At 75.7% G+C, this 20,609-nt stretch carries 1 protein-coding gene (cut by a window edge); it reads right to left on the bottom strand.

Annotation, left to right across the window (positions count from 1 at the left end; all coding sequences use genetic code 11):
- A protein-coding gene (locus OG989_RS19905) for a type I polyketide synthase (RefSeq protein ID WP_327028042.1) crosses the window boundary here: on the bottom strand, nucleotides 1-20,609 show its 5' portion. It extends 9,223 nt beyond the left edge of the window; the window shows 20,609 of its 29,832 coding nt (coding positions 1-20,609); its start codon is at nucleotides 20,607-20,609; the stop codon falls past the left edge of the window.

The following is a 20,609-nucleotide window of genomic DNA, read 5'->3' as shown; positions in this document are numbered from 1 at the left end:
GCCGGGAACTCGGAGATCCCGTCGCCGCCGCCGGCCAGCAGCTCCCACAGTTCGTCGGGGGATTCCACCCCGCCCGGGTAGCGGCAGGCCATGCCCACGATCGCGATCGGCTCGTCGGTGCCGACGACCGCGCCGGCGACCGGGCCGGCGGTCGACTGGCGTACCCCGGCCAACTCCGACCACAGGTGGTCGGCGAGCACGGCCGGGGTCGGGTAGTCGAAGACCAGCGTCGAGGCCAGCCGCAGCCCGGTGGCCGCGTTCAACCGGTTACGCAGGTCCACCGCCGTCAGCGAGTCGAAGCCCAACTCCCGGAACGCCCGGTCCGCCGGCACCGCCTCCGCACCGCCGTGCCCCAACACCTGCGCGACCAGGCCCCGCACCAGCACGTCGACCTGGGCGCGGCCCTCGTCCTCGGTCAGCCCGGCGAGCCGGTCGGCCCAGCCGCCACCGCCCTGCCCCGCCTGGCGGCGGGTGCCGGTCACGCCGATCAGGGTGCGCAGCACGGCCGGCACGGGGCCGCCGGAGGTCGCCGCCCGCAGCGCGGGCACGTCGATCACGGCCGGTACGAGGGCCGCCCGGTCGGCGCCCAGGGCGGCGTCGAACAGCTCCAACCCGGTCTCGGCGCTCATGGGGGTCAGGCCAGCCCGCGCGGAACGCGCCCGGTCCGCCTCCTCGATCGAGGCGGCCATGCCGGGGGTGTCCCACATGCCCCACGCCAGGCTGACGGCCGGCAACCCGAGCTGCCGCCGGTACGCCGCCAGGGCGTCGAGGAAGGCGTTGCCCGCCGCGTACGCCGACTGGCCCGGCGAGCCGAGCACCCCAGCCACCGACGAGAACACCACGAACAGATCCAGATCCAGACCCGCCGTCGCCTCGTGCAGGAACCAACCCGCCGACACCTTCGGCGCCAACACCCCCGCCAGACGCTCCGCGGTCAACCCCTCCACGACACCGTCGTCCAGGACACCGGCGGTGTGCACCACACCCGCCAGCCGGCCCTCGGCGCCGATCTCCGCCACCAGCCCGAACACCTGGTCCCGGTCCGTCACGTCACAGGCGACGACCCGCACGGACGCACCCAGCGCGGACAGCCGCTCCGACAGCTCGCCCGCACCGGCGGCCTCCGGACCACGCCGCGACACCAGCACCAGCGAGCGCACGCCGTGCACCGACACCAGGTGCTCCGCGACCAGCGCACCGAGCGCACCCGTACCGCCGGTCACCAGCACCGCACCGTCACCCAGGCTGCGCGTCTGCGCGGCCGTGATGCCGGCCCGGACCAGGCGCGGCGAGTACACCGCGCCCTCGCGGACGGCGAGCTGGCCGCCGGTCGCCGTCGGCTCCCGCAGGACGCCGTCCAGCAGGGCCACCAGCCCGGCATCCGGGTCACCGTCGACGTCCGCGAGGACGATGCGGCCCGGGTGCTCCGACTGCGCCGACCGCAGCAGACCCCACACCGCCGCACCGGCCAGGTCGGTCACCCGGTCCTCGTCCCCGACGGACACCGCGCCCCGGGTCACCACCACGAGCCGCGAGTCCGCCAGGGCGTCCGCCGCGAGCCAGGACTGCACCGTCGCCAGCACGTCCGAAGCCACCGCCCGGACCGACTCCGGCGTCGCCGCCGCCGAACCGGACGCGGGGAACACCGGCAGCAGCAGCGTCCGGGGGACGGACTCCTCCCCCGCGACCGTCGCCACGTCGGGGTACGTGGGCACTCCGGCGGGTGCCACCAGCTCCCGGCCGCCGGTCACCAGCGCCCATCCGGAAAGCTCCCCGGCGGGCGCGGCCTCCACGGCCGGCCACCGCAGCTCGAACAGCGACCGCGCGGCCACGCCCGGCGCGGCCACACCGGTCAGCTCCCGCAGGACGAGGGAGTCCACCGACACGACCGGCGCGCCCACCTCGTCGTACGCGGCCAGCCGCAACCCGGAGCCGTCGCGGGTCAGGCGCACCCGCAGCGCCCCCGCCCCCGAGGCGTGCACCTGCACGCCCTCGAACGCGAACGGCACCCGTGGACCGCCCGACTCCTCGCCATCGAGCAGCAGCCCGATCGGGTGCAGGGCGGCGTCCAGCAGCGCCGGGTGCACGCCGAACCCGGCGGCCTCCGTCGCGGCGTCGTCCGGCAGGACCACCTCGGCGTACACCTCGGCGCCGCTGGTCCAGGCGCGCCGGAGTCCCTGGAAGGCCGGCCCGTACGTCAGGCCGTGTTCCGCCAGCGTCGGGTACCAGCTCGCCAGGTCCACCTCGGCCGCGCCGGCGGGGGGCCAGGTGACCGGGTCCGGCTCGTCGGCGGTGGAGGGCTCCAGCACGCCCTCCGCGTGCCGGGTCCAGCCCGCCTCGGGGTCGTCGTCGGGGCGGGAGTAGACGGCGACGGGACGCTGCGGCGACTCCGACGTGGACACCCGCACCTGGATCCGCACGCCTCCCGTTCCGGGGAGGGCCAGCGGGGCGGCCATGGTCAGCTCCCGCAGCCGGGAGAGGCCCACCTCGTCGCCGGCCCGCACGGCCAGCTCGACCAGGGCGGTGCCCGGCACCAGCGTCAGCCCGGAGACCGTGTGGTCGGCCAGCCACGGGTGCGTGGCCAGGGAGAGCCGGCCCGTCAGCACCATCTCGTCGTCGCCGGCCAGGTCCACCGTCGCGCCGAGCAGCGGGTGCTCGGTGCGGCCGAGCCCGGCCCCGGACACGTCGCCCGTACGCGCCCGGTTGGCGGCGGGCCAGTAGCGCTGGTGCTGGAAGGCGTACGTGGGCAGGTCGACGCGGCGCGCGCCGGTGTCGGCGAACCACTGCGTCCAGGTCACCGGCATCCCGTGCACGTACAGCTCCGCCAGGGCGTGCAGGAGCGCCTGCGCCTCCGGCCGGTCCCGGCGCTGCACGGCCACGGCCAGCACGGCGTCGTCGTCGGGCAGCACGTCGGCGGCCATCGCGGTCAGCACGCTCTGCGGGCCGACCTCCAGGAACGTTTCCACACCCGCCTCGCGCAGCGCGGTGATCCCGTCGGCGTAGCGGACGGCCTCGCGCACGTGCCGCACCCAGTAGTCGGCCGTGCGGATCTCGTCGCCGGCCAGGGCGCCGGTCACGTTCGACACGACCGGCAGCAGCGGCGCGGCAAAGGTGAGGCCGTCCAGGACCGCGCGGAACTCGTCGAGCATCGGCTCCATCAGCGGGCTGTGGAACGCGTGGCTCACCGTCAGACGGCGCGTGCGCACGCCCCGCTCCCGCCAGACCCGCTCCACCTCGTCCAGGGCCTCGGCGGCACCGGAAACCACCACGGCGGTGGGCCCGTTGACGGCCGCGATGCCGACGCGGTCGGTCAGCCCGGCGATCGACTCCGCCACGGCGGCCTCGGCGGCGGCCACGGCCAGCATCCCGCCGCCCGTGGGCAGCGCCTGCATCAACCGGCCCCGCGCGGCCACGAGAGCACACGCGTCGGCCAGCGACAACACCCCGGCCACGTACGCGGCCGTCACCTCGCCAATCGAGTGACCGGCCAGCATGTCCGGCACGACCCCGAACGACTCCACGAGGCGGAACAGCGCCACCTCGACCGCGAACAGACCGGCCTGCGTGAAGACGGTCTGGTCCAGCAGCTCCGCCTCGGGGCTGCCCGCCTCGGCGAACAGCACCTCCCGCAACGGACGCGGCAGCAGCGGGTCGAGGTGTCCGCACACCTCGTCCAGCGCGGTCGCGAACACCGGGAACAGGGCGGACAACTCCCGGCCCATCCCGGCGCGCTGCGCACCCTGGCCGGAGAAGAGCAGGGCGAGCTGGCCCCGCTGGCCGGTGGCGCCGGAGACGACCGTACCGGTGGGGTCGCCGTCGGCGAGGGCGGTCAACGCCGCGACCAGGTCGTCCCGGTCGGCGGCGGTGACGACCGCCCGGTGTTCCAGCGCGGGCCGGGTGGTGACGGAGGACCAGGCCACGTCCAGCGGACGCGGGGCTTCCTCGGCGGTCAGCCAGCGCGCCCACCGGCCCGCCTGCGCCGACAGCGCGGCGGCGTCGCGGGCCGACAGCAGCACCGGTACGACCGGCGGCACGTCGCGGGCGACGATCTCGCCCTCGATCGCCTCGGCCGGCGGCTGCTCGATGATCACGTGCGCGTTGGTGCCGGAGATCCCGAACGACGACACCGCCGCCCGACGCGGCCGGCCCACCTGCGGCCACGGCGTCGCCTCCGTCGCGAGGGCCACCGCCCCGGCCGTCCAGTCCACGTGCGGCGACGCCTCGTCCACGTGCAGCGTCGCCGGCACCAGACCGTGGCGCATCGCCATGACCATCTTGATCACACCAGCCACACCGGCAGCAGCCTGCGTGTGCCCGATGTTCGACTTCACCGACCCCAACAACAGCGGCCGATCCCCCGGACGCTCCTGCCCGTACGTCGCCAACAACGCCTGCGCCTCGATCGGGTCACCCAGAGTGGTGCCCGTGCCGTGCGCCTCGACGGCGTCCACGTCAGCGGTGGTCAGGCGGGCGTTCGCCAGCGCCTGACGGATCACGCGCTGCTGCGACGGGCCGTTCGGGGCCGTCAGGCCGTTCGACGCGCCGTCCTGGTTCACGGCCGTGCCCCGTACCACCGCCAGCACGCGGTGCCCGTTGCGCCGCGCGTCCGACAGCCGCTCCACGAGCAGCACGCCGACGCCCTCCGACCAGCCGGTGCCGTCGGCCGAGGCGGCGAACGACTTGCAGCGGCCGTCCTGCGACAACCCGCGCTGCCGGGAGAACTCGATGAACGTGCCGGGCGTGGCCATCACCGTCACGCCACCGGCCAACGCCAGATCGCACTCGCCGGAGCGCAACGCCTGCGCCGCGAGGTGCAACGCCACGAGGCTGGAGGAACAGGCGGTGTCGACCGTGACGGCCGGGCCTTCCAGGCCGAAGGTGTAGGCGACCCGGCCGGACAGCACGCTGCCCGACGTGCCCGTGCCGACGAAGCCCTCGGCGTCCGGCGGCAGGTCCATCAGGCGGGAGGCGTAGTCGTGGTACATCACGCCGGCGAAGACACCCGTCCGGCTGCCCCGCAGCCGCTGCGGGTCCAGCCCGGCCGACTCGAACGACTCCCACGACGCCTCCAGCAGCAGCCGCTGCTGCGGGTCCATCGCCAGGGCCTCGCGCGGCGAGATGCCGAAGAAGCCCGGGTCGAAGTCGGCGGCCCCGTAGAGGAAACCACCGTGGCGCGTGTACGACGTACCACTGTGCTCCGGGTCCGGGTCGAACAGCGACTCCAGGTCCCAGCCGCGATCGGTGGGGAACTCCGAGATCCCGTCGCCGCCGCCGGCCAGCAACGCCCACAGCTGGTCCGGGCTCTCGACGCCACCGGGGTAGCGGCAGGCCATGCCCACGATCGCGATCGGCTCGTCGGTGCTGGCGGTGAGCACCGCCGTCTGGCGGGCGGTGATCTGCCCGGAGACCTGCTCGTGCAGGTGGTCGACGAGCACGGCCGGGGTCGGGTAGTCGAAGACCAGCGTCGAGGCCAGCCGCAGCCCGGTGGCCGCGTTCAACCGGTTACGCAGGTCCACGGCCGTCAGCGAGTCGAAGCCCAGCTCCCGGAACGCCCGGTCCGCGGGCACCGCCTCCGCGCCACCGTGCCCCAGCACCTGCGCGACCAGGCCCCGCACCAGCACGTCGATCTGGGCGCGCGCCTCGTCGGGCGTCAGGCCCGCGAGCTGGTTGGCCCAGTCGCCGCCCCGCGCGGCCCGTCGCCGGGCCGCCGTCGACCCGATCAGGGTACGCAGCACGGCCGGCACCGGGCCGGCGCCGAGCGCTGCGCGCATCGCCGGTACGTCGATCACGGCCGGCACCAACGTCGGCCGCTCCGCCACCAGGGCGGCGTCGAACAGCTCCAACCCGACCTCGGCGCTCATCGGCGTCAGGCCAGCCCGCGCCGACCGCGCCCGATCCGCCTCGTCGATCGACGCCGCCATGCCGGCGGTGTCCCACATGCCCCACGCCAGGCTCACCGCCGGCAACCCGAGCTGCCGCCGGTGGACCGCCAACCCGTCCAGGAACGCGTTACCCGCCGCATACGCCGACTGACCCGGCGAACCGAGCACACCCGCCACCGACGAGAACACCACGAACAGATCCAGATCCAGACCCGCCGTCGCCTCGTGCAGGAACCAACCCGCCGACACCTTCGGCGCCAACACTCCGGCAAGGCGCTCCGCCGTCAGCCCCTCCACGATCCCGTCGTCGAGGACGCCAGCGGTGTGCACCACACCCGCCAGGCGTTCCCCGGCGGTGACCTCGGCCACCAGCGCACCGACCTGATCCCGGTCCGTCACGTCACAGGCGACCACCCGCACCGACGCGCCCAGCGCCGTCAGCCGCTCCGACAGCTCACCCGCGCCCGCAGCCTCCAGGCCACGCCGCGACACCAGCACCAGCGACCGCACCCCGTGCACCGACACCAGGTGCTCCGCCACCAGCGCCCCGAGCGCACCCGTACCACCGGTCACCAGCACCACGCCGTCACCCACGACCGGCGCCTCCACCGACGCCGAGGCGACCGCGCGCACCAGACGCGGCACAAACACCCCACCCGCACGCACCGCGACCTGACCACCGAACGCCACCGGCTCGTCAGCCACCGAGGCCAGCACACCCAGCAACCCCGCGTCCACGTCACCGTCGACGTCCGCCAACACGATGCGACCCGGATGCTCCGACTGCGCCGAACGCAGCAGACCCCACACCGCCGCAGCGCCCAGGTCCGTCACCCGGTCGTCCGCCGCAACCGACACCGCGCCCCGGGTCACCACCACCAGCCGCGACTCCGCCAGCACGTCCGCCGCCAGCCAGGACCGGACGGTCGCCAGCACGGCCGTGGTCGCCGCGCGTACCGCGTCGGGGACGGCGCTCTCCGGCGCGTCGAGCGGCAGCAGCAGCGCCTTCGGTGCGACCGTCCGGCCGGCGTCGACCGCCTCGACGAGCGCCTCGACGTCGCCGTACGCCGGCAGGTCGGCGGTTGCCGGCGAGCCGACCAGCGCCCACCCGGAGAGGTCCCCGGCGGCGACGATCTCCTCGGCCTGCCAGGTGAGTTCGAACATCGAGCGGGCCGCCGCGCCCGCCGCGGTCACGCCGGTCAGCTCGCGCAGGGCGAGGGAGTCGACCGAGACCACGGCCGCGCCCGACTCGTCGCACGCGACCAGGCGCACCGCCGAGCCCGTACGCGACAGCCGCACCCGCAGCACCCGCGCGCCCGAGGCGTGCACCTGCACACCCTCGAACGCGAACGGCACCCGCGCCCCGCCCGACTCCGCCGTACCCGGCAGCAGCCCGATCGGGTGCAGGGCGGCGTCCAGCAGCGCCGGGTGCACGCCGAAGCGCGCCGCCTCCGTCGCCGCCTCGTCCGGCAGCGCCACCTCGGCGTACACGTCGTCGCCGGCCGTCCACACCCGGCGCAGCCCCTGGAACACCGGCCCGTACGTCAGGCCGTGCTCCGCAAGCGTCGGGTACCAGCCCGTGACGTCCAGCTCGGACGCGCCGGTCGGGGGCCACTCCCCCAGGCTCGGCTCGTCGGCCGTCGCCGGCTCCAGCACGCCCTCCGCGTGGTGGACCCAGTCGGCCTCCGGGTCGCCCTCGGCCTGCGAGTGCACCGCCACGACCCGGGTGCCGGCCTCGTCGGCCGCGCCGACGCGTACCTGCACCCGTACGGCGCCGGCCTCCGGCAGCACCAGCGGCGCGGCGACGGTCAGCTCCCGCACCCGCGACGCGCCCACCTCGTCGCCGGCCCGGACGGCCAACTCCACCAGGGCGGTGCCGGGCACGATGACCGCGCCGGAGACGACGTGGTCGGCGAGCCACGCGTGGGTGGCGAGGGACAGCCGGCCGGTCAGCACCACCATGTCCGCGCCGGCGACGGTGACCGCCGCGCCGAGCAGCGGGTGCCCGGCCACGCCGAGGCCCGCGCCGGACACGTCGGCGGTACGCGCCTGGCCCGCGCCGAGCCAGTACCGCTGGTGCTGGAAGGCGTACGTCGGCAGGTCGACCCGGGCGGCGCCGGCGTCGGTGAACCACTGCGTCCAGGTCACCGGGACGCCGTGGACGTGCAGGTCGGCGAGGGCGTGCAGCAGTGCCTGCGGGGCGGGACGGTCCCGGCGCTGGACGGCCACCGCGAGCGCGTCCTCGGCGAGCAGGTCGGCGTTCATCGCGGTCAGGACGCTCTGCGGGCCGATCTCCAGGAAGGTGTCGACCCCGGTGGCCCGCAGGGCGGCGATGCCGTCGGCGTAGCGCACGGCCTCCCGCACGTGCCGCACCCAGTACTCGGCGCGGGTGATCTCCTGCGGGTCGGCGAGCGCGCCGGTCAGGTTCGACACCACCGGCAGCAGCGGCGCCCGGAACGTCAGCCCCGCCAGTACGGCGCGGAACTCGTCGAGCATCGGCGCCATCAGCGGGCTGTGGAACGCGTGGCTGACGGTGAGCCGGCGGGTACGCACACCCCGGTCCCGCCAGGCCTGCTCCACCTCGTCCAGGGCCTCGACCGCACCCGAGACCACCACGGCGGTGGGCCCGTTGACGGCCGCGATGCCGACGCGGTCGGTCAGCCCGGCGATCGACTCCGCCACGGCGTCCTCGTCGGCCGCCACGGCCAGCATGCCGCCACCGGTGGGCAGCGCCTGCATCAACCGGCCCCGCGCGGCAACGAGAGCGCACGCGTCGGCCAGGGACAGCACCCCGGCCACGTACGCGGCCGTCACCTCGCCGATCGAGTGGCCGGCCAGCATGTCCGGCACGATCCCGAACGACTCCACCAACCGGAACAGCGCCACCTCGACCGCGAACAGACCGGCCTGCGTGAAGACGGTCTGGTCCAACAGCTCCGCCTCGGGGCTGCCCGCCTCGGCGAACAGCACCTCCCGCAGCGGACGCGGCAGCAACGGGTCGAGGTGTCCGCACACCTCGTCCAGCGCGGTCGCGAACACCGGGAACAGGGCGGACAGCTCCCGGCCCATCCCGGCGCGCTGCGCGCCCTGGCCGGAGAAGAGCACAGCCAGCTGCGTACGCGTCGCGCCCATGCCGGTGACCACGGTGGCGGCCGACTCGCCGGCGGCGAGGGCGCGCAGCCCGGACAGCAGTTCGTCCCGGTCCGTCGCGGTGACCACCGCGCGGTGCTCCAGCACGGCCCGGCTGACCGTCGACGACCAGCCGACGTCGACGGGGCGCAGCGCCTCGTCGCCGGCGATCCAGCGGGCCCAGCGCTCCGCCTGGGCCGCGACGGCGGCCTCGGAGCGGGCCGACAGCAGCACCGGGGCCGGCAGCCGCTCGGCGGCGGGCGTCGGCGCGCCCTCGCCCCGGGTCGGCTCCGCCTCTGCGGGGGGCTGCTCGATGATGACGTGCGCGTTGGTGCCGCTGACTCCGAACGACGAGACCGCCGCGCGGCGCGGCCGGCCCGCCACGGGCCAGTCGCGTGCCTCGGTGAGCAGGGAGACCGCCCCGGCGCTCCACTCGATGTGCGGGGACGGCTCGTCGACGTGCAGCGTGGACGGCAGCAGCCCGTGGCGCATCGCCATGATCATCTTGATGATGCCGGCCACCCCGGCGGCGGCCTGGGTGTGGCCGATGTTCGACTTGATCGAGCCCAGCCACAGCGGCCGGTCCTCCGGACGGTCCTGCCCGTACGTCGCCAGCAGGGCCTGCGCCTCGATGGGGTCGCCGAGGGTGGTGCCGGTGCCGTGCGCCTCGACGGCGTCCACGTCGGCGGTGGTGAGCCGCGCGTTCGCCAGCGCCTGCCGGATGACCCGCTGCTGAGAGGGACCGTTCGGGGCGGTCAGCCCGTTGGACGCGCCGTCCTGGTTGATCGCCGATCCGCGTACCACCGCCAGGACCCGCCGGCCCTCGCGCCGGGCGTCGGAGAGGCGCTGCACGAGCAGCACGCCGACGCCCTCGGACCAGCCGGTGCCGTCGGCCGACGCCGCGAACGACTTGCAGCGGCCGTCGGCCGACAGACCCCGCTGCCGGGAGAACTCGATGAACGTGCCGGGGGTGGCCATCACCGTCACGCCACCGGCCAGCGCCAGATCACACTCGCCGCTGCGCAACGCCTGCACCGCGAGGTGCAGCGCCACCAGCGACGACGAGCACGCCGTGTCGACGGTGACCGCCGGCCCCTCCAGGCCGAACGTGTACGCCACCCGACCGGACAGCACGCTGCCGGAGGTGCCGGTGCCGAGGTAACCGCCCACGCCCTCGGGCAGGTCCTGCACGCCGGAGGCGTAGTCGTGGTACATCAGGCCGGCGAACACGCCGGTCCGGCTGCCGCGCAACCGCTGCGGGTCGAGACCGGCCGACTCGAACGTCTCCCACGAGGTCTCCAGCAGCAGCCGCTGCTGCGGGTCCATCGCGATCGCCTCGCGCGGCGAGATGCCGAAGAAGTCCGGGTCGAACTCGGCGGCCCCGTACAGGAAGCCACCGTGCCGGGTGTACGACGTGCCGGGGTTGTCCGGGTCGGGGTGGAAGAGCCGGTCGAGTTCCCAGCCCCGGTCGGTGGGGAACTCGCCGATGCCGTCGGCCCCGGCGGCGACCAGGTCCCACAGCTGCTGCGGGTTCGTCACGCCACCCGGGTAGCGGCAGGCCATGCCCACGATCGCGATCGGCTCGTCGACGGTGGTCGCCCGCACGGCCTGCTGCTGGTCGGCGACCTGGCCGGACAGCTGCTCGTACAGGTGCTCCGACAGGGCGCCGGGGGTCGGGTAGTCGAAGACGAGCGTCGACGTGAGCCGCAGCCCGGTCGCGCCGTTGATCCGGTTGCGCAGCTCGACGGCGGTCAGCGAGTCGAAGCCCAGTTCCCGGAACGCCCGGTCCGCCGGCACCGCCTCGGCGCCGCCGTGACCGAGGACCTGCGCGATCATCCCCCGGACCAGCAGGGCCACCTGCGTGCGCGCCTCCTGTGGGTCGAGCCCGGCCAGCCGGTCGACCCAGGCGCCGGAGCCGGAGCGGCGACGCTTCGTGCCCGGTCCCACCAGGGCCCGCAGCATCACCGGCACCCGGCCGGCGGCGGTCTGCGCCCGCATGGCGGGCAGGTCGACCACCGCCGGTACCAGCGCCGCGCCGCCGTGGGCCAGGGCGGCGTCCCACAGCCCGAGCCCGACCGGGGCGGTCATCGGAACCAGACCGGCCCGGGTCACCCGCGCCCGGTCGGTGTCGTTGATCGACGCGGCCATGCCGTCCGTGTCCCACATGCCCCACGCGAGGCTGACCGCGGGCAGCCCGCGCTGCGCCCGCAGCACGGCGAGGGCGTCCAGGAAGGCGTTGCCGGCCGCGTAGGCGGCCTGGCCGGGAGAGCCGAGCACCCCGGCGACGGAGGAGAAGAGCACGAACAGGTCGAGGTCCAGCTCGGCGGTCGCCTCGTGCAGCCACCAGCCGGCCGTGACCTTCGGGGCCAGCACGTCCGCCAGCCGCTCGGCGGTGATCCCGCTGATCACGCCGTCGTCGAGGACGCCGGCGGTGTGCACCACCCCGGCCAGGCGGTCCTCGGCGGTGATCGCCCGGACCAGCTCGCCGACGCGCTCGCGGTCGGTCACGTCCGTGGCGACCACCCGGGCGGTCGCGCCCAGCTCGGCCAGCCGCTGCACCAGGTCGTCGGCGCCGGGGGCCGCCGGGCCCTGCCGGGACGCCAGCACCAGCGAGCGCACGCCGTACGCCGTGACGAGGTGTTCGGACACCAGGGCGCCGAGCGAGCCGGTGCCGCCGGTGACGAGGACGGTCCCCCGGCCCAGGGTCGCCGGGGTGCGCGCGTCGCCGGTGGCGCGGACCAGCCGCGGCAGGTACGCCGTGCCCGCCCGCACCGCGAGCTGCCCGCCGAGGGCGGGGTCGTCGGCGGCTGCGGCAAGCAGGGCCAGCAGGTCGGCGTCCAGGTCGACGCCCGGTTCGAGGTCGGCCAGCACGATCCGGCCGGGGTGTTCCGACTGGGCCGAGCGCAGCAGGCCCCAGACCGCGGCGCCCGCCAGGTCGGTGACGCGGTCGGTCGTGCCGGTGGCCACCGCGCCACGGGTCACCACGACCAGCCGCGAGTCCGCCAGGGAATCGGCGGCCAGCCAGGCCTGCACCGCGCCGAGGACGTCCGCCGTGACCGACCGCGCCGCGTCGGGCAGGTCCGCCCCGGGCGCCGCCGGAGAGACGGGCAGCAGCAGCGCCGCGGGAGCGGGGGCCGTTCCGTCCGTCACCGCCGTGGCCACCGCCGCGACCTCGGCGTACGCCGGAAGCTGCGGCGCGCCGTCGAGCGGCCGGTCACCGAGCACGACCCAGCCGTACGCGCCGTCGGGCGCGGTGATCTGCTCGGGCTGCCAGGACACCTCGAACAGGGATCGGTGCGCCTCGTCGGACGGCGCCGCCATGCCGGTCAGCTCGCGCAGCGTCAGCGAGTCCACCGACACCACCGGCACACCGGTCTCGTCGACGGCGACCAGCCGCACGGAGCTGCCGGTGGCGGTGAGGCGGACCCGGAGCGTCCGGGCCCCGACCGCGTGGACCTGCACGCCTTCGAACGCGAACGGCACCCGGGCGCCACCGGCCCCGTCGGCGGGCAGCAGCCCGACGGGGTGCAGGGCGGCGTCCAGCAGTGCCGGGTGCACCCCGAATCCCGCCGGGTCCCCGAGCACCTCGTCGGGGAGTGCGACCTCGGCGAACACCTCGCCCTCGGCGGTCCACGCCCGCCGCAGGCCACGGAAGACCGGCCCGTAGGAGAGCCCGTGCTCGGCCACCGCCGGGTACCAGCCGGTGACGTCCACCTCGGACGCGCCGGGCGGCGGCCACGCGCCCACCGTGGGCTCGTCGGCCGTGGGGGCGTTGACGAGGCCGTCGGCGTGCCGGTTCCAGCCCGACTCGGGGTCGTCCTCGGGCTGGGAGTGCACGGTCACCGAGCGGCTGCCGGTCCCGTCGACGGGACCGACCCGGACCTGTACCCGTACCCCGCCGCCGGTGGCGGGCAGCACGAGCGGGGCGAGCACGGTCAGTTCGCGGACACGGGAGGCACCGACCTCGTCGCCCGCCCGGACAACGAGGTCCACCAGGGCGGTGCCGGGCACGATCACGGCGCCGGAGATGACGTGGTCGGCGAGCCACGGGTGGGTCGACACCGACAGCCGGCCGGTCAGCACGACCATGTCCTCGCCGGCGACCGACACCGCCGCGCCGAGCAGCGGGTGCCGCGCCACGCCGAGGCCGGCTCCCGAGACGTCGGCCGACTGGCCGGCCGGCGGCAGCCAGTACCGCTCGCGGTGGAAGGCGTACGTGGGCAGGTCCACGCGGCGCGCGCCAGCGTCGGCGAACCACTGCGTCCAGGTCACCGGCACGCCGTGCACGTGCAACTCCGCCAGAGCGTGCAGCAGCGCCTGCGCCTCAGCCCGGTCCCGCCGCTGCACGGCCACGGCCAGCACGGCGTCGTCGTCGGGCAGCACGTCGGCGGCCATCGCGGTCAGCACGCTCTGCGGACCGACCTCCAGGAACGTGTCCACACCCGCCTCGCGCAGGGCGGTGATCCCGTCGGCGTAGCGGACGGCCTCGCGCACGTGCCGCACCCAGTAGTCGGCCGTGCGGATCTCGTCGCCGGCCAGGGCACCGGTCACGTTCGACACGACCGGCAGCAGCGGCGCGGCAAAGGTGAGGCCGTCCAGGACCGCGCGGAACTCGTCGAGCATCGGCTCCATCAACGGGCTGTGGAACGCGTGGCTCACCGTCAACCGGCGGGTACGCGCACCCCGGTCGCGCCAGATCCGCTCCACCTCGTCCAGGGCCTCGACGGCACCGGAAACCACCACGGCGGTGGGCCCGTTGACCGCGGCGATGCCGACGCGGTCGGTCAGCCCAGCGAGAGACTCCGCCACCGCAGTCTCGTCGGCGGCCACGGCCAGCATGCCGCCGCCGGTGGGCAGCGCCTGCATCAACCGGCCCCGCGCGGCCACGAGAGCACACGCGTCGGCCAGCGACAACACCCCGGCCACGTACGCCGCCGTCACCTCGCCGATCGAGTGACCGGCCAGCATGTCCGGCATAATCCCGAACGACTCCACCAGCCGGAACAGCGCCACCTCGACCGCGAACAACCCAGCCTGCGTGAACACCGTCTGATCCAGCAACTCCGCCTCCGGGGTGCCCGCCTCGGCGAACAGCACCTCCCGCAGCGGACGCGGCAACAGCGGATCGAGGTGCGCACACACCTCGTCCAGCGCGGCGGCGAACACCGGGAACTCGGCCGACAACTCCCGGCCCATCCCGGCGCGCTGCGCGCCCTGACCCGAGAACAGCAGCGCGAGTTGGCCGCGCTGAGTGCCCGGGCCGGTGAGCACGCCGGCCGAGGGCTCGCCCGCCGCCACGGCTTCGAGGCCCGCCAGCAGCTCGTCGCGGGTCGCACCGGACACGACCGCCCGGTGCTCCAGCACGGACCGCGACGCCACCGACGACCACGCCACGTCGAGCGGGCGCGAGGTCCGGGTGCCGCTGAGCCACTGCGCCCAGCGGTCGGCCTGCGCCGACAGCCCGGCCGCGTCCCGGGCCGAGAGCAGCACCGGCAGCACCGACGGCGTCCGCGACGGCTCGCCCTCGACCTCCGGCTCGTCCCCGCCGGTCGGCGCGGACGGCTGCTCCAGGATCAGGTGCACGTTCGTACCGCTGATGCCGAACGACGACACGGCGGCCCGGCGCGGCCGGTCCACCGCCGGCCAGGGACGCGCCTCGGCCAGCAGGGACACCGCTCCCGCGGTCCAGTCCACGTGGGGGGTCGGCTCGTCGAGGTGCAGGGTCTGCGGGAGCAGGCCGTACCGCATCGCCTGCACCATCTTGATCATGCCGGCGACACCGGCGGCGGCCTGGCTGTGGCCGATGTTCGACTTGATCGAGCCGAGCAGCAGCGGCCGGTCGGCGGGGCGGCCCTGGCCGTAGGTGGCCAGCAGCGCCTGCGCCTCGATGGGGTCGCCCAGGGTCGTACCCGTGCCGTGCGCCTCGACGGCGTCCACGTCGGCCGTGGTCAGCCGGGCGTTCGCGAGGGCCTGCCGGATCACCCGCTGCTGGGCGGGCCCGTTGGGGGCGGTGAGGCCGTTGGACGCGCCGTCCTGGTTGACGGCGCTGCCGGCGATCACGGCGAGCACCTGGCGGCCCTGCCGCCGGGCGTCGGAGAGCCGCTGGACCAGCAGCACGCCGACGCCCTCCGACCAGCCGGTGCCGTCGGCGTCGGCGGCGAAGGACTTGCAGCGCCCGTCCGGGGCGAGGCCGCCCTGGCGGGAGAACTCGACGAAGGCGCCCGGGGTCACCATCACGGTGACGCCGCCGGCCAGCGCCATGTCGCACTCGCCGCCGCGCAGCGCCTGGGCGGCCAGGTGCACCGCCACCAGCGACGACGAGCAGGCGGTGTCGACCGTCACCGCCGGGCCCTCCAGCCCGAAGGTGTACGACACCCGGCCGGAGATGACGCTGTGCGCGCCGCCCGTGAGCTGGTATCCGGCCAGCTCCGCCGGGGTGTCGGTCGTGCCGTAGCCCGACGGGGAGGCGCCGACGAAGACGCCGGTACGGCTGCCGCGCAGCTCGTCCGGGTCGATGCCGGCCTGCTCGACGGCCTCCCAGGACGCCTCCAACAGCAGGCGCTGCTGCGGGTCCATGGCGACCGCCTCGCGCGGCGAGATGCCGAAGAAGCCGGGGTCGAACGTGGTGGCGCCGTCGACGAAGCCGCCCTCGCGGGTGTGCGACACGGGTCGCCCCTCGGCGTCGACGGCCAGCAGCCGGCCCATGTCCCAGTTCCGGTCGTCGGGGAAGCCGCTGATCCCGTCGCGCCCGGTGGCGACCAGGTCCCACAGGTCGTCCGGGTTGGCCACGCCGCCCGGGTACCGGCAGCTCATGCCGACGATGACGATCGGGTCGTCGTCCACCGGCCCGGCGGGGCCCCAGGTGGTGACGGTGTCGACCTCGTGCAGGCGCAGCGTCGCCGACAGGTGGTCGGCGAGGGCGGCCGGGTTCGGGTAGTCGAAGACCAGGGTGGTGGGCAGGGTGAGCCCGGTGGCGGCGCCGAGCCGGTTGCGCAGCTCGACAGCGGTCAGCGAGTCGAAGCCCAGTTCCTTGAACGCCCGGTTCGCCTTGACCAGCTCGGTGCCGGAGTGGCCGAGCACGGCGGCGGTGTGCGTGCGTACGAGGTCGGTCAGGTGGCGGTCCTGCTCGGCGCGGGGCAGCGTCAACAGGTGCTGCCGCAGCCCGCCGCCGGCGGTGTCCTCCGGTTCGGCGTCGACCACGCGCAGGGCGTCGCGCGCCTCGGCGATGTCGTCGAGCAGGGGGCGGGCGCGGGCGGCGGCGAACGCCGGGGTGAACAGGGACCAGTCGACGTCCGCCACGGTCACCGACGGCACGGCCCGGCCGACGGCGCTGCGCAGCGCGTACACGGCCTGGGCCGGCGACATGGGGCTGAGGCCGCGCCGGGCCAGCAGTTCCTGGCCCTCGCCGCTGGCCATGCCGCCCTCGGCCCAGGGTCCCCAGGCCACGGCGGTGGCGGCCAGGCCACGGGCGCGGCGCCGCTCGGCGAGCGCGTCGAGGAAGGCGTTGCCGGCGGCGTACGCGGCCTGTCCGCCGCTGCCCCAGATGCCGGCGATGGAGGAGAAGAGCACGAACGCGTCGAGCGGCCGGTCGCCCAGCAGCTCGTCCAGGTGCACGGCACCGGCGATCTTGCCGTCGAGTACCCCGGCCAGCCCGGCGAGGTCGGTGTCGGCAAGCATGTTCAGCTGGCCCACCCCGGCGGCGTGCACCACCGCGGTCAGCGGCGCCGGATCGGCGTCGACGTCGCGCAGCAGCGCCTCGACGCGGGCGCGGTCGGCCATGTCGGCGGCGACCAGGGTCACCCGGGCGCCGAGCCCGGTCAGCTCGTCGCGCAGCTCGGCCGCCCCGGGAGCGTGCTCGCCCCGGCGGCTGGTCAGCACGACGTGCGCCGCGCCGTTGGCCGCCGCCCAGCGGGCCACGTGGGCGCCGAGCGCCCCGGTGCCGCCGGTGATCAGGACGGTGCCGGACGGCTGCCAGCGCTCGACGGTGCCTACGGCGGCCGGCGTGGCGCGCACCAGTCGGCGTACGAAGACGCCCGAGGGCCGTACGGCGACCTGGTCCTCGGGGCCGCCGCCGGTCAGGACGCCCACCAGGTGGTCCCAGTCGCTCCGGTCGGGGCCGTCCGGCAGGTCGACGAGGCCGCCCCAGAGCTGCGGGTGTTCCAGCCCGGCGACCCGGGCCAGGCCCCACAGGCCGCCCTGGGCGACGCTGCGGACCGGGTCGGCGTCGCCGGTGCCGACCGCGCCCCGGGTGACCGTCCACAGTGGCGCGGCGACGTCGGCGGCGTGCAGGGCCTGCACCAGCGTCATCGTGGCGGCCGTGCCGAGCGGCACCGCCGGCTGGCCGGGGTGCGGCCGGTCCAGCAGGCCCAGCAGGGAGACGATCCCGGTGAACGGGCTGTCCCCCACGGCCTCGGCCACCCGCGCCGTCACCTGGTCGCGCTCCGCCGTCGGGTCCACCGCCAGCCGGGACACCTCGCCGCCGGCGGCGACCAGTGCCCCCGCGAGCGCCTCGGCCCATTCCGTCGTGGGGGCGTCGCCGGCCGGTTCGACGAGCAGCCAGCGGCCGGACGGGCTGACCGGCGCGGGGGCGGCGGTCCGCTTCCACACCACCCGGTACGACCAGCCGTCGACGACCGCGTCCCGCAGCCGCGCCTTGCGCCAGGACGACAGGACCGGCAGGGCCGGGGCCAGGACGTCCGCCCCGTCGTCGCCGAACTGCGCGGCGAGGGCCGCCACGTCGGAACGTTCCACCGCCGACCAGAACTCGACGTCCACCACGTCCGGGCTGACCGGGCCGGTGACCGAGACCGGCATCTGCTCGGGCCAGTAACGCTGCCGCTGGAACGCGTACGTGGGCAGGGCGACCGGGGTCGCGCCGGTGCCGGCGTAGAGGGCCGGCCAGTCGACGGGCGCCCCGTTGACGTGCAGCTCGGAGAGGGCGGCGAGCAGGGCCCGCGCCTCGGGGCGGTCGGCGCGCAGGACGGGCACGGCGATGACCGGGGTGTCGTCGTCGGCGTCCGCCGGCTCCTGCCCGCTCAGCACGTCCCGGGTCATCGCGGTCAGTACGCTGCGCGGGCCGATCTCCAGGAACGCGTCCACGCCGGCGGCGCGCAGCGCGGCGACCCCGTCGGCGTAGCGGACGGCCTGCCGGACGTGGCGCACCCAGTAGTCGGCGGTGCGGATCTCGTCGGCGTCGGCGAGCGCCCCGGTCACGTTCGACACGATCGGCAACGTCGGCGCGGAGAACTCCAGCCCGTCGAGGACGGCCCGGAACCCGTCGAGCATCGGCTCCATCAGCGGACTGTGGAACGCATGGCTGACCGTGAGCCGGCGGGTGCGTGCGCCTCGGTCCTTCCAGAGCCGCTCCACCTCGTCGAGGGCCTCGACGGCGCCGGAGACGACCACCGACGTCGGCCCGTTGACGGCCGCGACTCCCACGTCGGCGAGCCCGTCGAGCGTGGCGAGGACGTCGGCCTCGGCCGCCGCGACGGCGAGCATCCCGCCACCGGTGGGCAGCGCCTGCATCAGCCGGCCCCGCGCCGCCACCAGCGCCGCCGCGTCGGCCAGGGACAGCACCCCGGCCACGTGCGCGGCGGCGACCTCGCCGATCGAGTGGCCGCCCACGAAGTCCGGCACCACGCCGTACGAGCCGACGAGCCGGAACAGCGCCACCTCGACGGCGAACAGCCCGGCCTGGGTGAACGCGGTCTGGTCCAGCAGCTCCGCCTCGGCGGAACCCTCCGGTGCGAACAGCACGTCCTTCAGCGGGCGCGGCAGCAGCGGGTCGAGCTGCACGCACACCTCGTCGAGGGCGGTCGCGAAGACCGGGAACTCGGCGTACAACTCCCGGCCCATGCCGGCGCGCTGCGCGCCCTGGCCGGAGAAGAGCACCGCGAGCGGGCCCCGGTCGGCGGCCTGAGCGGCGACCACCGCGCCGGACGGCTGGCCGGCGGCGAGGGCGCGCAGCCCGGCCAGCAGGTCCTCGCGGTCGGTGGCGGTGAGGACCGCGCGGTGCTCCAGCGCGGAGCGCGACACCACCGACGACCAGCCGACGTCCACCGGCCGGAGGGTCTCGTCGTCGTCCAGCCACCGGGCCCAGCGGCCCGCCTGCGCCCTCAGCGCGGCCTCCGACCGGGCGGACAGCAGCACGGGCACCGCCGGCAGGGCGGGGGCCGGGCCGGCGTCGGCGGGGGCCGCGGCGTCGGCGGCGGGCGGCTCCTCCAGGATGGTGTGCGCGTTCGTGCCGGAGATGCCGAACGACGAGACGGCCGCCCGGCGGGGACGGTCGGTCACCGGCCACGGCGTCGCCTCGGTCACCAGCGACACCTCGCCGGCCGACCAGTCCACCTTCGGCGTCGGCTCGTCGACGTGCAGGGTGGACGGCACGAGCCCGTGCCGCATCGCCATCACCATCTTGATCACGCCGGCCACGCCCGCGGCGGACTGGCTGTGACCGATGTTCGACTTGATCGAGCCGAGCAGCAGCGGCCGGTCGGCGGGCCGGTCCCGCCCGTACGTGGCCAGCAGCGCCTGCGCCTCGATCGGGTCGCCGAGCACGGTGCCGGTGCCGTGCGCCTCGACGGCGTCCACGTCGGCCGTGGTCAGCCGGGCGTTCGCGAGGGCCTGCCGGATCACCCGCTGCTGGGCCGGCCCGTTGGGGGCGGTGAGGCCGTTGGACGCGCCATCCTGGTTGACGGCGCTGCCGGCGATCACGGCGAGGACGGGGTGCCCCTTGCGCTGGGCGTCCGACAGCCGCTCCACCAGCAGGATGCCGACGCCCTCGGACCAGCCGGTGCCGTCGGCGGCGGCGGCGAACGACTTGCACCGGCCGTCGGGGGCGAGCCCCCGCTGCCGGGAGAAGCCCACGAACGGGGCGGGGGTGGCCATCACGCAGACGCCGCCGGCCAGGGCCAGGTCGAAGTCGCCCTGCCGCAGCGCCTGGCAGGCCAGGTGCAGGGCGACCAGCGACGACGAGCAGGCGGTGTCGACCGTGACGGCGGGGCCCTCCAGGCCGAGGGCGTACGCGATCCGTCCCGAGACGATGCTGGTGGCCGTGCCGGTCAGCAGGTAGCCCTCGTCGGTGCCCTCGACCTCGGTCTGCGGGCCCACGCCGTAGCCGTTGGCGGCGGTACCGACGAAGACGCCGACCTTCTGCCCGCGCATGGACGCGGGTGCGATCCGGGCCTGCTCGAACGCCTCCCACGACGTCTCCAGCAGCAGCCGCTGCTGCGGGTCCATCGCCACGGCCTCGCGGGGCGAGATGCCGAAGAACTCGGCGTCGAAGTCGGCCGCGTCGTAGAGGAAGCCGCCCTCCCGCGTGGTGGAGTGGCCGGCCCGGTCGGCGTCCGGGTCGTACAGGTTGTCCAGGTCCCAGCCCCGGTCGGTCGGGAAACCGCCGATGGCGTCGCTGCCGGAGGCCACCAGGTCCCAGAGCTGCTCGGGGCTGGCCACGCCGCCCGGGTAGCGGCAGGACATCGCGACGATCGCGATGGGCTCCCGGGCGGCAGCGGTCAGCTGCTGGTTGAGCTGACGGAGGCGGCCCGTCTCCTTGAGCGAGGCGCGAAGCGCCTCGACGACCTTGTCTGCGGACGTAGACAT

It is taken from the genome of Micromonospora sp. NBC_01740, assembly GCF_035920365.1.
GTDB lineage: Bacteria > Actinomycetota > Actinomycetes > Mycobacteriales > Micromonosporaceae > Micromonospora > Micromonospora reichwaldensis.
This window is presented reverse-complemented; position numbering and strand designations above follow the sequence as displayed.